Source organism: Lysinibacillus sp. CD3-6 (genome assembly GCF_006351725.2).
In the GTDB taxonomy this organism is placed as follows: domain Bacteria; phylum Bacillota; class Bacilli; order Bacillales_A; family Planococcaceae; genus Lysinibacillus.
Genome location: NZ_CP085880.1, coordinates 1,785,321 through 1,801,899 on the forward strand (window position 1 = coordinate 1,785,321; position 16,579 = coordinate 1,801,899).

Consider the following 16,579-nt stretch of genomic DNA (forward strand, 5'->3'; position numbering starts at 1 on the left):
ACGAATTATGTCATTTGACTACGGGCTTGGTGGTGTAAATTGCAGATGTTCAAATATAACAGAAAATTACAAAGTTGAAGACTTGGTGAATGCCTATAACCAAATCAGTTTTGATGCAACTAAGGATGAATTGAATGGGGCAGTTCTTGGTGCCGAGATTGCAAACCTTGAATTTGCGATTGATAAAGCTATCGATGCTGGCGATCGTTACACTTTCCTTGCTTTATCTGGTCAATTAAAAGAATTGTTAGCGAAAGTAGGCGAGGCAGATGAAGTTTAACGAGTGGATTGCACAAGAAGTGAGAAGTTATGATGGTGAAATTACAGAGATTAAAAAAGCCAATGAAAAACTTCAACAAGAACTTAAAACAGCCCAGCACGACAAGCGAGAGATTGGTAAGAAAGATAACCGCAATAATAAATTACATGACCAAGCTGATGAGTATATTTCATCTATCAAATCTCGTATTGAGAGTCATAAATCCAAAATTAGCGTTCGTAAATCTAAGATTACTGAATACAAAAGCCTTAACAAAATGAAGCCTGTACGCTTGAAAACTGGTGCAGTTGTTAACTCCAAAATTGTTGATGAAATGCTTAAGAAGTTAACAGGTAAGTATTGGTCAATTGAATACACGCAGTACCAAGATGGGCTACAAATCGCTTATATCAATACGCGGACAGGCTCAAAAGGTAGTTTCAAAGTTTATCTTATGGCTGTCATATCTGATACCGTTGAGCTCCCATTATTCGAGAAAGGAGAGGTCAAAGAATGTTCGATACACTCATGAAACATGCAAAGCACTTCACGAATTTAGAACATTTAAAAGAAACAGCTCATGTCGTGCACATTGATGAAAACGGTCACTTGTTTATGACTGATTCAATCATTGGTGTACTAGCAAAGAACGTATGTCCTGACAATCCAAATCGCACGATTACTTTAGACGGTAAGCCTTCAAAAGTGCCAGTGCTTAATTATTCTAAGTTCTTTGGTTATGAAATAACAGAAACACTCGAATTAGATGTGAAGGAAATGCTGCTCTTAACACAAGGGTTGGAGGCAGTGAAAAAGGTTGAAGGTACTTCACCTTTAGGAGCTTTTCGATTTGAAACAGAAGGTGATCAATACAAAATATTTTATCAAGGAATCGAGTTTATTAGTACCTACCACCTGATGGACAAGAAACCAAATCAGAGTGATGTAGACATTCGCTTTGACGTCTCTTTACTAACAAAAGCTTTTAAGTTGCTTAAGGATTTAGGTATACAAACATGTAAGATGCAGTTTTCAAGCAGTATGCGACCTTGCTACTTCACCTCAATTGATGAACGGGTACGTGTAGTCGTTATGCCTTGCAGATCTTATTAGAACAAAAGTGTGAAATATGAAAGGGGAATAAAAATGAAAAAGAAATTAGTAGCTATCCTTATTGGTCTAATGGCGATTATTATGGTTGGCTGTGAATCTGAGGCAGATACGGTGAACCATAATCTATCAAAATCAGCAGACTCATTCGAGGTACAACGAAGAATTATATTCTTCAACGGAATAACAGACAAATACCTATTTACAATCGAAGGATTATGTTCGTTGGATGCTAGCGACGCTGATAAACTACGAGTAACTTGTAAAGTGGGGATCGATCAGTACAAGCGACACTACCTTGGGCTTAGTGACAACGTTAGCTACTTCGTTGAGCAAACTGACGCGAAGACGGAAGATCCATTCCGTTACAAAGTATTGTTCAGACCTGAAACAATCATACCTGACATCGACATACAAACGAGCAAATAAAATTTTACTAAACAAAGTCATTCCGTATCTTAACAGAAGTCTTGTGACATAGAAGAACTTCACCAATCGTAAAGGGGATGAGCCGATGAAACAGTTTATAAAAATAATCCGTAAAGTTGATATTGAAAAACAGTACCGCCACTTGTTATCACTAGAACAAGATTACGAACTTGCTAGTTTGTCGCAAGCTATGAAAGACAGTGACAGCGCTGAAATCATTCGCAGTAAAAACCGTCTTAAAGCTATACACAATGAGCTTGAGGAAATGGAAATCTACAGCTAGAAAGAAGGGAGTTAAATGGATCGGAACGAAGCAAAAGCCAAACGTAAAAAGTTAGGCTTACAAGAACGTAAATTAACTGAGAAACATTGTGACATGTGTCCGAAAAAAGGCCAAGATGTTACTGTTTGTGAAGGTTGCCCAATTTTCAGCAAAATAACGAATATTGGGAAGAAGTACATTACTGTAACTAGGCAGTATCGGAAAGCTAACCGGATTAAAGAAATCGATGATTCAATCATAGAACCAGTGAAACCAAGAGAGAAATCAGTTGCAGGGCTTGCTTGGGACGAGTGGAAGCAAATCGCACAAGCTCATAGCATTAGTAGAAGTCTATTTAGTGCTCGTATGAAAACAGGGATGAGTCCACAGAAGGCAGCAACAAAGCCTTTACAAAATAGGAGATTTACTAATGAACAAATCTACACTGCACTAAGTAATGGCCTTAGTTACGTTACCATAATCAATAGGGTAAAACGTGGGTGGTCCGTTGAAGATGCTATCACTGTACCAGCCGTAAAAAGAACACGGTAGAAAGGATTGAACCCATGAACCATGAAGATTTAATGAAGCAACGTTTGTCAGCACTGGCAGAGTTTGATAGGCTCATAGATTCTAAATGCCAAAGCAATATACCTTTTCTTGAAATCGGAAAACAACTAGATGCTAACATTCTAGCCATAAGAGCACTACGCGCTAACCAACAAACTGTAAAACCAGTTATTAAATCTATTATCACGCAAAAACCAGTAATAGTGAAAAAAATTGAAAGTGAAGGTGTGAAAATGACACAAGCAATTACAGTGGAAATGTATCATGATTTTAAAGCCCAGGGATTAACTGATAAAGCTATTCGTGAAAAAGTAGGGTTGGATAACAATAAGTTTTATAAATTTAAGCAGGATAACGGGCTTATCGGTACGTATGACAGAAAAGCTCAAGCAAAAGTTCAGGTAGAAGATACGCCAACATTAAGGGAAAAAAGCATTAAGACTCCTGACCTTGATACAAGCCGTGTTGGTATCCTTGAAAAAGAATTAAGCGATCTTAAATCGCAATTTAAAGAAGCAATGGCTTTTATTGAGTCCCTAAAATCGGAGAATGCCTCATTAAATGAACAGCTATGGGGTAATCGTCTGCAAGTGTTATATGCAAAACAGGCAGAGCTTGAAAACTTTATTGCTGAAAAGCATGGGTTAAATGTCCAGGATTATTTAGAGGAACAACAGCTCTCAATTTTAGTGGAATTAGCAGAATCAGCTAACGAGTGGCAAGGCTTCAAGTATTGGAAACAGAACAAGCAGGTCAATCGTGAAAAACTATTAGAAGAAACAGTGGATGTCCTTCATTTAATCTTAGCGCGAGGCATCGCACTTGGTTGGTACGTTGCAACTATTAAAGCGATGAAGAACAAATCAATTACTGGTCAGTATAAAGCACTTATGCAAACGATTGTAACCAATGAAGAAAGCTCAGTTACTTATGCAATAGCATTTAACCTGTTTGCTGGTTTAGTTGAAATGTTAGGCTTTACGTGGTTAGAAGTCGAAGCAGCTTACGCTAAAAAGCATCAGGAGAACATTGATAGACAAAACAATAATTACTAGTTTTATTATGAGAAAAATATAAACCGTTGGTTTATAATAGGGGTTGAAAACATGCACCAAAAAGAATATGACAACCTGATATTAGAAGTAAAAGAGCTTCGTGGAAAGCTTGTACGGATGGATGAACAACTTTTAGAATACCGTCAGCTCCTATCTAAAAGCGATGCTCTTTTCAAAGCTGAAATATTCAAAGAGTACAAAGCTTTGCAAACGGATCGTGCAAAGGTTCGAAATGAACTTAAGTATAAAAATGTGCGTGTCACTGAATTGCAAAGGCTTATGAGCTTTGAACGTAAGAAAGAACGCGAGAAACGTGAAGATGCATTTCACTTTAAGTTTCATGATGCAGCTAAATCAATTTTGAGTGACGCTGATTATCAACTGATTTTAAAAATGGTATTGGAGAGTGAATGAATTGTTCAAGCATATAAAGACTTGGCTAGCTGAAAAGCTAGGCAAAAGAACATTGAATGTTGAAGTAGATAAAACCCGAACAGAGATTACTGTAAAGTATATCCGACTGTTTCAACAACAGGAACACAAAATCGCAGAGCTAGAAGCAAAGGTCGAAGCTTATGAAGCACAACAAGGTAATGGCGTACTGGCTGATATTCAACAATTATTTGTGAAACAGACAGAGAAAGGTATCCGAAAATATGGAGACACAGTGAAAGTAGACAACTTGTCAGCAGTTGAATGGTGTCAACATGCGCTAGAGGAATGCGCAGACAACATGGTGTACCTATCTTCTCTTAAAAAGAAATTAGAACGAGGTGAGCTTTGATGGGACAGGTAGAGATGAATGTTGAGCTACTAGCTCATACGCAAATCAGTAAATCTATAGAAGATCGTTTAATAGAGAATGCTGAAAAGTTGGATAGTGTCGTAGGTTTCGGAACGATAACATACGGCCAGATTGTAGCTTTAGCTGCTATTAGACAATGCTACTCTTACAAAACAGCTCTTGAGGTGCTTGATACTGAGTTCGTGAAGTACTTCGGTGATAAAGGAAAAGAAGGAAAGCGCCTGTTCAATCAAATTGTAAAGTCAGGGCATACGTCAACACTTGAACATATCAGTTTCACTTTTGCAGTAGAAGGCGTATCTCGTTCATTACTCGCGCAGCTAACAAGGCATCGAGTTGGCTTCAGTTATTCTGTTCAATCTCAACGATATGTGCAATTTGGTAGTGAGTCACGATCTGGCGGATTTGATTATGTAGTGCCTGAAAACTTTAAAAAGGACGAGAAGCTACACCAGTATTTTACTGAATGTATGGAAGATGTTCAGTGTGAATATGATAACTTCTTAAGATTAGGAGTACCTCAAGAAGATTGTAGAGCTTTATTACCAAATGCTGCAGCTACAAATCTTGTATTAACTGTAAACCTACGAGCTTTACTAGATTTCTACCGTAAACGTAAACCGGGTAAAGGTGCTCAGCATGAAATCACTGTGTTGGCAGAAAAGTTGAAAAAAGTAGTAGTCGAAGTAGAGCCCTGGACAGCAGAATTCTTTGAAATGGAGTGAAGCAAATGGATTTAAAACAAGCTGAAGATGTAATTGAACGAAGAGAAAACGGAGATATGGTGTACGAGCAAGAGTACATTGACGCTTTGGAAGTGGTAAAAGACCACATGACTAAACAGGTTACACACTGGAAAACTGAAGCCCTGTCAGCTCGTACTGCTTTGAAATATGCACAAATGTATAGCCGTACAAGTTTGCAAGATTGGAAGGTAGGTGAGTCGAATGGGTAATAAAAAGAGTTACTAAACTAAAGTTAGTAACTCTTGTCACACAGTTTTACTTCTTATCTGAACATAAGATCAGATAAAATTCGATTGTAAATCATATCTATATCGGTTGCGTTAAATTCATAAATTGTATTATGTTTATGACCTTTGTAAACTTTGGCATGATACCTCATTTGATGGACTATTAAATCCTCAAAATCCTTTACACTACGTGAACCTTTATAGGGTGCCAATCTGTTAAGCATTAATGATTTAACTGAATTAAAGATACTCATTTTATACCTCCATATATTTGAAATTATATAAGGTAAAACAAATACGAATGGAGGATGATATAAATGAACAACTGTGTGACATTTCTATTCTAGTTCAAATTTACCTATTCCGCAATGTGTTTATTATTTTAAATTAGCAGTTGCGGTAGCTACGAACTTACTGAATGATTTTCGTTTGGATTGTTTTTCTTGTTCATAAAGTTTTTCATCAAGAATCAATTCGATTCCAAGTTTAACGTCTGGGAAAAGAGCCAAGCATTCATCTTCATTTAATTCATGAATCCCTTTGCTCATTATTCCATAGACAGCTCTATTTTCTACTAGAACTTCAGGGAGTTTATCTTGAAGAAGTTTTATTTTATCATCCATTCTTGAGCGTTGATATAAATCATCGTCCCAATGATCGGATTGTAAGTGCACTTGATGAATTTCTTCTATAAGGTTTTCAAATATACGTCTTAGGTAAACAAAAGATCCTGCGCCAACTCCGTGTGAATAGAGGCCTATTGCTTTAGAAAAATCTCTGTAGTCCTTTTTTAAAAATTTTTCATACTTTTGTATTCCGGGTATTTCTATATCTGCAACAGATGGGTATTGTCCTACTTTAGTAACTTTGCTATCTTGAATTCTGAAATAATAGGAATAGACATGTTGTGGATTTCTTTGACAATTAAAATGTATCCCATTAGGTTCAAATCTATTTAACAAACCTAGATTATTTCCAATTGTTTCATATTTAATTTTACTTAAAAATTCATTTGAGTAGATTCTGAAAGTAGACTCTTTATTACAACTTACACAGTAACTGTCGAAACAAAAGCTACTTTCAGTACGAAGAAAACTCTTTACTAATTCCCCGTTTGCTTCAATGGAGAATGTTTCATATAAAGGAACTTTTAAAAATAAATCTTCAAAAGTATATTGATTAGACATAAACGTACACCTCTTATGTTGTTTTAGTATATTGTATCAAAATATGTAACATTAAGTAATCTTACGAATTAATAGAAAGGATTGAAACACATGCAGCAGTCAGCAGATAAACCAAAAAAGATTGCAATACAGCATGATGGCATGCTGACGATTGCAACAGCAACATCCCGTAGATCAACAGCATGGAAGAACACAGATATGTCGTACAGTGACTTCCTGAAAAAGCTGTCTACAACTGTAAGAACAAAAGAATCACTCGGAGAGTATATGAAGCTCTCAAAGGACGAGCAAGGATCCATTAAAGACGTAGGGGGCTTTGTAGGCGGTAGCTTGAAAGGTGGTCGAAGAAAGGCAGATAGCGTAGCATGGCGACAACTGATTACGTTAGATGCTGACTTCATCCAAGGCGATTTTTGGGACGGAGTAACAGCGTTCTTTGACAATGCCTGTGCTATTTACAGCACGCATAAGCATACACCTAGTAAGCCACGTATTCGCTTAATTATTCCATTGTCTCGACCTGTGTCAGCAGAGGAGTATGTAGCTGTTGCAAAGAAGCTTGCTGATATATTTGGCATCGATTATTTCGATGATACAACCTATCAACCGCATCGTTTAATGTACTGGCCGTCTACAGCGAATGACGCTGAGTATGTATTCGATTATCAGGATGCAAAGTGGTTAGACCCAGCTGAGATATTAAAGATGTATAACGATTGGCGTGATCCAGCTGAATGGCCTGAATCAAGTCGGCAACGCGAGAGCCGAAAGAAAATGGCTGACAAGCAAGGCGACCCATTATCGAAACCTGGAATGGTTGGCGCCTTCTGTCGCACATATACAATCACTGAAGCAATTGAAACCTTTTTATCAGATGTTTACTCAGATGCCGGTGATGGTCGCTATACATTTAATGGCGGTTCCACAACAGGCGGTCTAGTACTCTATGATGACGTATTCGCATACAGCCATCACGGAACTGACCCTGTAAGCGAACAGCTGGTAAACGCTTATGATTTAGTCCGGTTGCACCTATTTAATGATTTAGATGAGGATGCAAAAGAAGGCACACCAGTTAACCGATTACCTTCTGCAAAGGCCATGAATGATAAAGTACGTTCTCTCGATAAAGTAAAAATGATGCTTGCAGATGAGCGAATTAAATCCGCGGCTGAGGACTTCGATATTGAAGATGATACAGAATCAGATAGCGAAGAAAAGCCGCAGGATGATGGGCTGTGGAAGGCTAAATTCGATATAAATAAAGCTGGAGAGCTTGAAGTTACGGCAAAGAATCTAAAGTTAATTTTAGAAAATGATCCGCATCTTAAAGGTTGCTTCGCCTTCAACGAGTTTAGTAGACAACCTGAAGTACTAAGAGACTTACCTTGGCGCAAGAAGGAAAAGGGCGTGGGTTGGTCCAACGGTGATGATGAGGACTTACGCAACTATTTAGACATGGTTTGGTCGATTACAGGTGCATCTAAAATCACAGATGCATTAGGTGGTGTGCAACGTGCAAATATGTTCCATCCAGTACGTGATTACTTAAATAGCCTAGAGTGGGACGGTGTTAACCGCGTTGATACGTTGTTGATTGATTTCTTAGGGGCTAGTGATACGGAGTATGTTCGTACAGTGACACGCATGACATTGGTTGCCGCGGTTGCACGTATCTACGAACCTGGTTGCAAATACGATTTTATGTTAACGCTTGTCGGACCACAGGGGCTTGGTAAATCCATGCTGTTTAACATGTTAGGTCGTAAATGGTTTAGTGACAGCTTAACATCCATTCATGGTAAAGAAGCCTATGAAAGCTTGCATGGTGTGTGGATTATGGAAATGGGCGAGCTTGCTGCAACAAAGAAAAGCGAAGTTGAAACGATTAAACAATTCTTATCGAAACAGGTTGACCGTTATCGTGTAGCTTATGGTAAACGTCCTGAAGAATTTCCACGCCAATGCATCTTTATTGGTACAACAAATGAACACGAGTTTCTTCGCGACCGAACAGGAAACCGCCGGTTTCTACCAGTGGAAGTGCAAGCAAATAGTAAGCGTAAATGGAAAGAGCTTGACTCTGAAAAAGGGAGCTTAGAAATTGATCAGTTATGGGCCGAAGCAGTGCATCTGTATAGAAGTGGTTCACCTTTATACTTGGATGAGGCGATGGCGGCCGAGGCACTTAATATGCAGTTAGCCCATACAGTAGAGTCGACATATGCAGGACAAATTCTTAGCTTCTTAGAAAAACCTATTACATCAGATTGGTACAAAAAGTCGATTAACGACCGCAAATTAGCTATGCGAGAAAACGATTTTTCTGATGAATTTACAGAAGAAGAAGAGGAACTTCTTGAAAATAATGAAGCACTTGAAAAGCAAAAACCTGATGCAAGATTACGAGAAAAAGTATGTGCATTAGAAATTTGGTGCGAGTGTTTAGGGAAGGATAGAGGTTCGTTTCCAATGCATGAAAGTCGGGAAATAAATTCGATTTTAGCTACTTTACCAGGATGGAAACCTCACAAATCTACACTAAAATTTGGTGGAGAATACGGCACACAGAGAGCATTTATCCGTGTTGAATAATAACAATTCTTACAAAATGTAGGGTAAACAAACCTTAGAATTAACGGCAACAAAATAGTAAAACGGCAACAAATGTTAATGCACTAGCGTAATAAAGTGGGTAAACAAAGGCAACAATGGTAAACGAATATTTTACGGGTCTGTTGCCGTCTTGAACCCTTGTGGTTATTGCATTTCTTTATATAAGTAAACAAAGTAAACAAATAATATCTATAGAGTGTATTTATATTAATTAGGTATATATTATAGGTAATATATGGAATATGCATATACCTAATACGCCTAAATCAATAATACTCTATACGTGTGTGTAAGATTGTTGCCTTGTTTACCTTTCACATCGGAGGTTGAAATCAGACATGACAGAATCGCAAATTGAAAACTATTTGAAACAAGAAATTGAAAAGCTTAATGGGCTTTGTCTTAAATTTGTGAGCCCGGGAAATAAAGGTGTACCGGATCGGATTATCATCTTACCAAATGGGAATGTAGTATTCGCAGAATTGAAAAACGGAAAGCAAGGACGGCTGTCAGCACTTCAGGTGCGAATGCAAGCCGTTTTAAAAAGACTAAAATGCCGAACGTACGTTTTGACAACGAAAACAGAGGTTGATAAACTAATAGCAGAATTGAGGGTTGAACTATGACAAACTTCACCCCCCACGCATACCAAAAGGTTGCGATTGAGCGAATTATTGAAAACGAAGCCTACGCCTTATTACTAGACATGGGACTAGGTAAAACCGTGTCGACACTAACAGCTGTTGATGAATTGAAAAATGATTACTTTGAAGTCGAAAAGGTGTTAGTGATTGCACCTAAACGTGTTGCAGAAGATACATGGTCACGTGAGGTTGCCAAATGGGAACACCTGAGACATTTAAAAATAAGCAAGGTTTTAGGCCCAGAACAGCAAAGACGTAAAGCCCTTCAAAAACAGGCTGACATCTACGTGATTAACCGTGAAAATGTTGAATGGCTTGTAACTTACTACGAGAACGGCAAGACTTGGCCGTTTGACATGATGGTCATTGATGAATTATCAAGTTTTAAAAATCCAAGTTCTAAACGATTTAAAGCACTTCGTAAAGTAAGAACTCGGACGAAACGAGTAGTGGGGCTAACAGGAACACCAGCACCAAACAGTTTGATTGATTTATGGTCGCAGATTTACTTGATTGACACTGGTGAGCGATTAGAAAAATCATTCACAGCGTATAAGCGTAAATACTTTATTCAGGATCCGTACCGCATCTATCACACAGAACTACGAGAAGGTGCAGAACAGCAAATTTACGAAAAGATTGATGACGTATGTTTGTCGATGAAAGCTAAAGATTACCTGAAAGATTTACCGGCAGCAGTAATGAATATCGTTGAATTAGATTTAGCACCAAAAGAAAGAGAGCTGTACAATCAGCTGGAAAAGGATTCGTTGTTACAATTTGCAGATGGTGATATTGTGGCAACAACAGCAGCTGTTTTGAGTAATAAGCTTTTACAGCTTTCTAGTGGGGCAGCATATAACGATAACGATGGTGTGCAAATCATTCATAGCGTGAAGTTGGATGCCTTAGAAGAGATTGTTGAGGGCGCACAAGGCAAGCCTGTATTAGTTTTTTATAACTACAAACATGATGTAGAACGTATCAAGAAGAAATTCAAGCAAGCCAGAGAGTTAGAAGACTCTAACACAATCGAGAAGTGGAACAACGGGGAGATCGAATTACTTCTTGCCCACCCAGCATCAGCAGGTCATGGACTGAACATGCAGGATGGCGGTCACACGATTGTATGGTATGGCCTGAATTGGTCGTTAGAGCTTTATATGCAAGCTAATGCAAGACTTCACCGACAAGGGCAAAAGGAAACTGTTGTAATCCATCACCTAGTGTTAAAAGACAGCATAGACGAGCGCGTAATGAGTGTGTTGCAAGGTAAAGAGCAACAGCAGGAAGCCCTGATGGATGCCGTCAAAGCCCGCATGAGCGAGGTGTTGGGTATTGATTGATTTAATTTTACAATACAAAAAGGCTAAGAAATCTATGGAACGAGATAAGGCGAAGATGGATGACCCTTTGAAGATTGAAATAGCCAACCAAATCATAGCTGATATGGATTATGCGATACGGTGGATGAAAACAGGTGAACAACCAGATGCATACAGCAGAGCCGTAGAATCAAAGTCAGCTTATTCCCGAAGAGCTTTACTAGATTTAGAAATATTCCCTTGTCTTGATATAACGCCAACTGCTGATAGAATCATCAGTGATAATCGTAAACGAGCTGTAATGCAAGTAATTCAACACCTAACCGAACGACAGCTAACATGTTTTTTACTGCATACAGCTCACATGAGAAGCATGCAAGAGATAGCTGATGAGTTAGGGATTGCTAAAAGTACAGTTCAAGAACATCTGGACAATGCAGAAAAGAAAATCAAAAATATTGCAGTAAATATCCAGCTTGAAGCATAACACCCGTACGAAACCCATACGAGCCAACATATATAGTGAAGGGGTAAAATATCGATAAAAATGATGAAAGCCCTACAAATAAGCCATTCACGCATAAAGCGTGGGTGGTTTTTTAGTTATTACGAGTACATAAAAAATCCTAATCAGGAACGGAAGTGAGTTGTTTATGACATGACAAATTGGAACGATATTCGAAACGAATGGGAAACATCAAAGATCACATTAATTGAGCTAGCAGAAAAACATGGTGTAAAAGAGGGAACGTTGAAAAGCAGGAAAAGCCGAGAAGGGTGGAAAAAGGTTGCAACTCAAAAAGATGCATCCAAAAATAAAAAGATGCAACCATCTAAAAAAGATGCTACATCTAATCCATCTCGAAAACGTTCAGGTAACCCGAATCCGCAGAATCAGTTTTCCAGTCGGAACAACCCTAAACTAGATCATGGACTGTTCGCAAAGTATCTTCCTGACGAAACGCAGGAGATCATCGAAGCAATGAATGCAAAGTCTGCTGCTGACTTAATGTGGGATCAAATCACAATTCAATATGCTGCAATCTTACGAGCGCAGAAAATCATGCACGTTGAATCGAAAGACGAAATGATTAAAGAGCTCAAACGTGAGAAGTTACAAGGAGGTAAAAATCCATCTCAAGAAACTGAATATGAGTTCCAGTTTGCTTGGGAGAGACAAGCGCAACTCCTTACAGCGCAATCAAGAGCCATTAGTGAATTGCGTACTTCTATAAATCATTTTATTAAGCTGGCTGATGAAGCCGATGAACGCCGATTGAAGTTAGAGCAGATGCAGCTGTCCATCGATAAGACAAAAGTTGAGATTGAGAAGCTTGGTAATGACGAACAGACAGGCCCGATTGAAATTAAAATTGTTGGCAAAAAACGCGACTAAATTTATGCAAGAAATCATGGGAAATAAAATAGTCTAGGCCGAATAAAGCCCGGTAAATCAACAATGTATAAAAACTTGCATAATCAATAAAAATTGATGTTATAGAAACGTTGATACAACAGCGTTTGAGAAATTATTAACTTCCGAAAACCAAAATTATGTAAACCTAAAACGAATACTACATTCAAGAAATGTATAAGGAGTTGAGACGATTGACTACAGTAAAAGAGGTAAACCCGCATTTTGAAGATTTTCTTTTTGACTGGAACCAAAAGTTTCAGCTCTTAGTTGGAGGTTATGGTTCTTCAAAGTCATATCATGCAGCTTTAAAGATTACGCTAAAAGCTTTAGAAGAGAAACGTACTATCCTGGTTGTTCGTGAAGTTTACGACACGCACCGTGATAGTACGTTTTCTTTGTTTAGTGAAATTATTGAGGATCTACAGCTAGCAAGCAAAGTAAAAATCGGTAGTTCTCCAATGCAAATCAAATTTCCTAATGGCTCAAAGATTATCTTTCGAGGAATGGATAAGCCGGAGAAGTTGAAATCGATAAACAACATTTCACTTGTATGGCTAGAAGAGTGCAGTGAAATCAAGTACACAGGTTTTAAAGAGTTGCTAGGCCGTTTACGACACCCAAGTTTGCCCTTGTACATGATCCTTTCAACCAATCCAGTGTCAAAAGGGAATTGGGTGTACAAGCATTTCTTCAAAAATGAAATTGAAGACTATCATGTTCTGGATGATGAGGAGCTTTATAAGCAAAAGACCATTGTGATACCTAAAGAGCAAGGTTCAGATACACCAACAGACATCTACTATCATCATTCAACTGCTGACGATAATCTTTTTCTACCTGAAAGTTATATTGACCAGCTAGACGAAATGAAATCATACGATCCAGATTTACACAGAATTGCACGCAAGGGGAGATTTGGTGTGAACGGAAAGCTAGTACTACCACAATTCGAAATAAAGCATCATGACCAGGTAATGGCTGAAATAGCATCGATTAGAAAGCCGATACGTAAAAACGGAATGGACTTCGGTTTTGTTGATTCTTACAATGCTGTATTACGAATGGTAGTGGATCACGAAAAGAAGTGGTTGTATATCTACGAGGAGTATTACAAGCGAGGCATGACAGATGATAAAACAGCAGATGAGCTTGAGGAGTTAGGGCTAAAGAAATCAATTATTAAAGCTGATAACGCTGAACCGAAAACAATTGCTTACTTCAAACAACGCGGCTTCCGTATGTATTCTTGTAAAAAGCTCACACGAGTTGAGAATACAAAGAAAATGAAACGCTTTAAGCGTATCATCTGTTCAGATGCATGCATTAATACGATTCGTGAATTGAAGGAGCTAACATTCAAGAAAGACCCTAAAACGGATGAAATCATTGAAGATGAATTTAATATTGATCCTCACACATTCTCAGCAATGTGGTACGGCTTAGATGACTACGAGGTGGCAAGTGTGAAAGGTGCCAATTCAAAATAAGGAGGCGTAAGCATGAACGAATATATTCAATACATCGATGAAAAGGGCATTACGCCTCTATTACTCGACAAGTTAGTAAAAGAAACTCAAACAGAACGTAGTAAACGATTACTTAACTACAATCGCTATAAGGCTGAGGTATCAGCTGTGCCAATCTTAACACGTAAACCAGCAGACTATGCCCAAGGTAATGCGCATGTGCAACGTGTTGATGATAAGGTGAACAATACCTTAAACAACCCTCTGGATGCTGATATTGTAGACACTAAAGTTGGTTACATGTTCGGTAATCCAATTTCATATGTGGTAGACAAACAAGCTCAAAGCCTTTCCAGATTAACAGAGGCGATTGAGCTTTTTAATTTGCGTAATTCTGTAGATGACCTGGACAGTGAATCAGGTAAGAAAACAGCTATCTGTGGCTATTCAGCACGACTGCTTTACATTGATACTGGCGGAAATGAACGTGCAATGGTAATTGATCCGTGGGAAACAATCCTTCTTTCAGAAACTGCAGATGTAAGTGAGCCCAAATATGGACTCCGTTATTTTAAAAGCGCAGAACTGAATGCTGAAGGTGAAAAAATAGAAATTGAGCAGCTGGTGTTTTACGATGCAACATCTGAAAAGCGCTATTATCGTACAGATAAGGATTCGCCATTTGTATTAAAAGATGAGCGTAAACATTTGTTTGACTATTGTCCTTTATTTGGTGTGCCTAACAATGAGGAACTACAAGGTGACGCTGACAAAGTGTACAACCTGATTGATGCTTACGACCGCACATTATCCGATGCGTCTAACGAGATTGAACAGTGGCGTTTAGCCTACCTTGTTCTTAAAGGAATGGGGATGGATGAAGAGGACGCGCAAAAGGTAGCTCGTTCAGGTATTTTCGAGTTAATGGGCGAAAATGACGACATTAAATATCTAACCAAAGAAGTTAATGACCAGATGATTGAGAATCACCTTGACCGCTTAGAAGAAAACATCATGCGATTGGCTAAAAGTGTGAACTTTAGCGATGAATCATTTGCAGGCAATGCAAGTGGAGTAGCTATGAAATTCAAGCTTATGGCGCTTGAGAACAAATGCAAAACGATGGAACGTAAGTTTACCACTGCTCTACGTTATCAATTCAAAGTGTTATGCAGCGCTTGGGCTAAGAAAGGCATCTGTTCAAAGGACGATTACTTAAAACTTTGGTTTGAGTACAAGCGAAACATTCCTATCGATTTATTATCAGAGGCACAAGCTTCACAAGCTCTAAAAGGCTTAGTTTCAGAGCGTACACGTCTTTCTAAGATGTCTATTGTTGATGATGTGGACTATGAGCTAGAAGAGATGGAGAAAGATGCTAAGCTGTACGGCAAAGACCTAGACGACTTGGATGATGATCTAGAAGAAGTTGATAAACAATGAACCAACAAGAAATCAATAAAATTCTAGATGAGTTGGAGAAAAAGGCTGAAAAAGACATTGAAGTAGTCTTTAACAAGCGTTTGAAAGCCCTTCTCGACCAAATGCTCCAGATGCATCGTAAGTTTGGCAGAAATGGTGAAGCATCATGGACTGATGTTAACAAATACAATCGATTCAATCAGGAAATGAAGCTAATGGCTGAACAGCTCAATGCTGATTACAAAGCAGTTATCAAACTGATACGGGAGTCTGAACAGCGCCTTTACGTTGAGAAATACTTAATGATGGCCTACCTTCTAGAGCAGTCCACAAGTGAAGAAATGGGCTTTAAAATACCTTCGGTTGAAATGATTGAAAGTGCTATAGTCAATCCTATTGAGTTTTTAACATTGCCTAAGGTATTTGAAACGCATAGGAACGACATAATCAGACGTTTAAACATTGAGATAGCACAAAGTCTACAAGCTGGTGAAAGCTACACTGAAATGGCTTTTCGATTAGAACAGGCTATGGGTTGGACTAAAAAGAAAGCTATTCTTGTTGCTCGTACAGAAGGTGGCCGAGTACGGTCGCAAGCAGATTTAGCTGTAGAAGATCAAGCTAGTAAAACAGCTCGACTAACAAAAGTGTGGATGTCCTCACTCGATACAAGAGTTAGGAAGTCGCATAGAAAGCTAGATGGTCAAAAGGCTGATAAAGACGGCTATTATCACTATGGTGCATGGAAATCAAAAGCGCCAAGGTTATGGGGCGTTGCTTCAATGGATATTCAATGTCGATGTCATACGATCTACATGGTAAACGGTAAGCTTCCTGAATACCGCCGAGGTAAAGACTACATGGATGACACGTACCAGAAGAAATTAGCAGCCCGTATTGAAGCCTATATGGAAGATATGGGGTTAACGTACAAACAGGCATTTAGCAAAGCTTATAAAGAAGTTAAGCCGCCTAGTGTGACGATACCTTATGTAAGTTATAAGGAGTGGAAAAAGAAATTTAGCGGAGAGAGTTGATA

20 protein-coding genes are annotated in these 16,579 nt (G+C 38.5%); 19 read left to right on the top strand and 1 reads right to left on the bottom strand.

Annotated features, from left to right (window positions below; all coding sequences use genetic code 11):
- Positions 1 to 7: 7 nt before the first annotated feature.
- The 11 genes from FH508_RS08520 to FH508_RS08570 all read left to right on the top strand — a co-directional run bounded on the left by FH508_RS08520 (position 8) and on the right by FH508_RS08570 (position 5,445).
- Complete coding sequence (locus tag FH508_RS08520) at positions 8 to 280, top strand: hypothetical protein (RefSeq protein ID WP_139859620.1); 273 nt, start codon at positions 8 to 10, stop codon at positions 278 to 280.
- Positions 270 to 791 carry a hypothetical protein gene (locus tag FH508_RS08525; protein WP_139859617.1) on the top strand — a complete coding sequence of 174 codons (522 nt, stop codon included), beginning with the start codon at positions 270 to 272 and terminating at the stop codon, positions 789 to 791. Before FH508_RS08520 ends, FH508_RS08525 begins: the two co-directional genes overlap by 11 nt.
- Positions 773 to 1,372, top strand: coding sequence for a hypothetical protein (locus FH508_RS08530; protein ID WP_139859614.1), 600 nt, complete (start codon positions 773 to 775; stop codon positions 1,370 to 1,372). The genes FH508_RS08525 and FH508_RS08530 overlap by 19 nt, the downstream gene beginning before the upstream one ends.
- A gap of 33 nt (positions 1,373 to 1,405) precedes the next feature.
- Positions 1,406 to 1,798: a beta-sandwich lipoprotein gene (locus FH508_RS08535; RefSeq protein WP_139859633.1), complete on the top strand. Its 393-nt coding sequence runs from the start codon at positions 1,406 to 1,408 to the stop codon at positions 1,796 to 1,798.
- 85 nt (positions 1,799 to 1,883) lie between these two features.
- A complete protein-coding gene (locus tag FH508_RS08540) occupies positions 1,884 to 2,081 on the top strand; it encodes a hypothetical protein (RefSeq protein WP_228134445.1) in 198 nt (65 codons plus the stop codon).
- 15 nt (positions 2,082 to 2,096) lie between these two features.
- Positions 2,097 to 2,612, top strand: a complete 516-nt coding sequence (locus FH508_RS08545) for a hypothetical protein (protein WP_139859426.1) — start codon at positions 2,097 to 2,099, stop codon at positions 2,610 to 2,612.
- A gap of 14 nt (positions 2,613 to 2,626) precedes the next feature.
- The gene (locus tag FH508_RS08550) at positions 2,627 to 3,685 is read left to right on the top strand and encodes a dUTP diphosphatase (RefSeq protein ID WP_139859425.1); all 1,059 of its coding nucleotides are present in this window, start codon (positions 2,627 to 2,629) and stop codon (positions 3,683 to 3,685) included.
- 51 nt (positions 3,686 to 3,736) lie between these two features.
- On the top strand, positions 3,737 to 4,099 hold the full coding sequence (locus tag FH508_RS08555; protein ID WP_139859424.1) for a hypothetical protein: 363 nt from the start codon (positions 3,737 to 3,739) through the stop codon (positions 4,097 to 4,099).
- 1 nt (position 4,100) lies between these two features.
- Complete coding sequence (locus FH508_RS08560; RefSeq protein WP_139859422.1) at positions 4,101 to 4,469, top strand: hypothetical protein; 369 nt, start codon at positions 4,101 to 4,103, stop codon at positions 4,467 to 4,469.
- 14 nt (positions 4,470 to 4,483) lie between these two features.
- Positions 4,484 to 5,215 carry an FAD-dependent thymidylate synthase gene (gene thyX, locus FH508_RS08565; RefSeq protein ID WP_139859428.1) on the top strand — a complete coding sequence of 244 codons (732 nt, stop codon included), beginning with the start codon at positions 4,484 to 4,486 and terminating at the stop codon, positions 5,213 to 5,215.
- A 5-nt stretch (positions 5,216 to 5,220) separates the two neighbouring features.
- Positions 5,221 to 5,445, top strand: coding sequence for a hypothetical protein (locus FH508_RS08570; protein ID WP_139859420.1), 225 nt, complete (start codon positions 5,221 to 5,223; stop codon positions 5,443 to 5,445).
- A 395-nt stretch (positions 5,446 to 5,840) separates the two neighbouring features.
- Here the strand turns inward: FH508_RS08570 and FH508_RS08575 are convergent, their stop codons facing one another.
- The gene (locus FH508_RS08575; RefSeq protein WP_139859418.1) at positions 5,841 to 6,650 is read right to left on the bottom strand and encodes a short-chain dehydrogenase; all 810 of its coding nucleotides are present in this window, start codon (positions 6,648 to 6,650) and stop codon (positions 5,841 to 5,843) included.
- 90 nt (positions 6,651 to 6,740) lie between these two features.
- On the opposite strand from FH508_RS08575, the gene FH508_RS08580 reads away from it, so the two are divergent.
- From FH508_RS08580 to FH508_RS08615, 8 genes are all read left to right on the top strand, one after another.
- Positions 6,741 to 9,245 (top strand): virulence-associated E family protein, encoded by a 2,505-nt coding sequence (locus FH508_RS08580; protein ID WP_139859416.1) that lies wholly within the window; start codon positions 6,741 to 6,743, stop codon positions 9,243 to 9,245.
- 359 nt (positions 9,246 to 9,604) lie between these two features.
- Positions 9,605 to 9,892 carry a PDDEXK family nuclease gene (locus FH508_RS08585; protein ID WP_139859413.1) on the top strand — a complete coding sequence of 96 codons (288 nt, stop codon included), beginning with the start codon at positions 9,605 to 9,607 and terminating at the stop codon, positions 9,890 to 9,892.
- On the top strand, positions 9,889 to 11,256 hold the full coding sequence (locus FH508_RS08590; RefSeq protein ID WP_228134446.1) for a DEAD/DEAH box helicase: 1,368 nt from the start codon (positions 9,889 to 9,891) through the stop codon (positions 11,254 to 11,256). Before FH508_RS08585 ends, FH508_RS08590 begins: the two co-directional genes overlap by 4 nt.
- Entirely contained in the window at positions 11,249 to 11,722 is a 474-nt protein-coding gene (locus FH508_RS08595) for a sigma factor-like helix-turn-helix DNA-binding protein (protein ID WP_228134447.1), read from the top strand. Before FH508_RS08590 ends, FH508_RS08595 begins: the two co-directional genes overlap by 8 nt.
- Before the next feature lie 171 nt (positions 11,723 to 11,893).
- Positions 11,894 to 12,631: a phage terminase small subunit gene (terS, locus tag FH508_RS08600; RefSeq protein WP_228134448.1), complete on the top strand. Its 738-nt coding sequence runs from the start codon at positions 11,894 to 11,896 to the stop codon at positions 12,629 to 12,631.
- Between the two features lie 212 nt (positions 12,632 to 12,843).
- On the top strand, positions 12,844 to 14,139 hold the full coding sequence (locus tag FH508_RS08605) for a PBSX family phage terminase large subunit (protein ID WP_228134449.1): 1,296 nt from the start codon (positions 12,844 to 12,846) through the stop codon (positions 14,137 to 14,139).
- A 12-nt stretch (positions 14,140 to 14,151) separates the two neighbouring features.
- Positions 14,152 to 15,561 carry a phage portal protein gene (locus FH508_RS08610; protein ID WP_139859816.1) on the top strand — a complete coding sequence of 470 codons (1,410 nt, stop codon included), beginning with the start codon at positions 14,152 to 14,154 and terminating at the stop codon, positions 15,559 to 15,561.
- Positions 15,558 to 16,577 carry a phage head morphogenesis protein gene (locus tag FH508_RS08615; RefSeq protein ID WP_139859818.1) on the top strand — a complete coding sequence of 340 codons (1,020 nt, stop codon included), beginning with the start codon at positions 15,558 to 15,560 and terminating at the stop codon, positions 16,575 to 16,577. The genes FH508_RS08610 and FH508_RS08615 overlap by 4 nt, the downstream gene beginning before the upstream one ends.
- The last annotated feature ends 2 nt before the right edge of the window (positions 16,578 to 16,579 follow it).

Coding starts and splice junctions, on each gene's coding strand:
- FH508_RS08520 (WP_139859620.1), top strand. CDS start 8: ATGTCATTTGACTACGGGCTTGGTGGTGTAAATTGCAGATGTTCAAAT.
- FH508_RS08525 (WP_139859617.1), top strand. CDS start 270: ATGAAGTTTAACGAGTGGATTGCACAAGAAGTGAGAAGTTATGATGGT.
- FH508_RS08530 (WP_139859614.1), top strand. CDS start 773: ATGTTCGATACACTCATGAAACATGCAAAGCACTTCACGAATTTAGAA.
- FH508_RS08535 (WP_139859633.1), top strand. CDS start 1,406: ATGAAAAAGAAATTAGTAGCTATCCTTATTGGTCTAATGGCGATTATT.
- FH508_RS08540 (WP_228134445.1), top strand. CDS start 1,884: ATGAAACAGTTTATAAAAATAATCCGTAAAGTTGATATTGAAAAACAG.
- FH508_RS08545 (WP_139859426.1), top strand. CDS start 2,097: ATGGATCGGAACGAAGCAAAAGCCAAACGTAAAAAGTTAGGCTTACAA.
- FH508_RS08550 (WP_139859425.1), top strand. CDS start 2,627: ATGAACCATGAAGATTTAATGAAGCAACGTTTGTCAGCACTGGCAGAG.
- FH508_RS08555 (WP_139859424.1), top strand. CDS start 3,737: ATGCACCAAAAAGAATATGACAACCTGATATTAGAAGTAAAAGAGCTT.
- thyX (WP_139859428.1), top strand. CDS start 4,484: ATGAATGTTGAGCTACTAGCTCATACGCAAATCAGTAAATCTATAGAA.
- FH508_RS08570 (WP_139859420.1), top strand. CDS start 5,221: ATGGATTTAAAACAAGCTGAAGATGTAATTGAACGAAGAGAAAACGGA.
- FH508_RS08575 (WP_139859418.1), bottom strand. CDS start 6,650: ATGTCTAATCAATATACTTTTGAAGATTTATTTTTAAAAGTTCCTTTA.
- FH508_RS08580 (WP_139859416.1), top strand. CDS start 6,741: ATGCAGCAGTCAGCAGATAAACCAAAAAAGATTGCAATACAGCATGAT.
- FH508_RS08585 (WP_139859413.1), top strand. CDS start 9,605: ATGACAGAATCGCAAATTGAAAACTATTTGAAACAAGAAATTGAAAAG.
- FH508_RS08590 (WP_228134446.1), top strand. CDS start 9,889: ATGACAAACTTCACCCCCCACGCATACCAAAAGGTTGCGATTGAGCGA.
- terS (WP_228134448.1), top strand. CDS start 11,894: ATGACAAATTGGAACGATATTCGAAACGAATGGGAAACATCAAAGATC.
- FH508_RS08610 (WP_139859816.1), top strand. CDS start 14,152: ATGAACGAATATATTCAATACATCGATGAAAAGGGCATTACGCCTCTA.
- FH508_RS08615 (WP_139859818.1), top strand. CDS start 15,558: ATGAACCAACAAGAAATCAATAAAATTCTAGATGAGTTGGAGAAAAAG.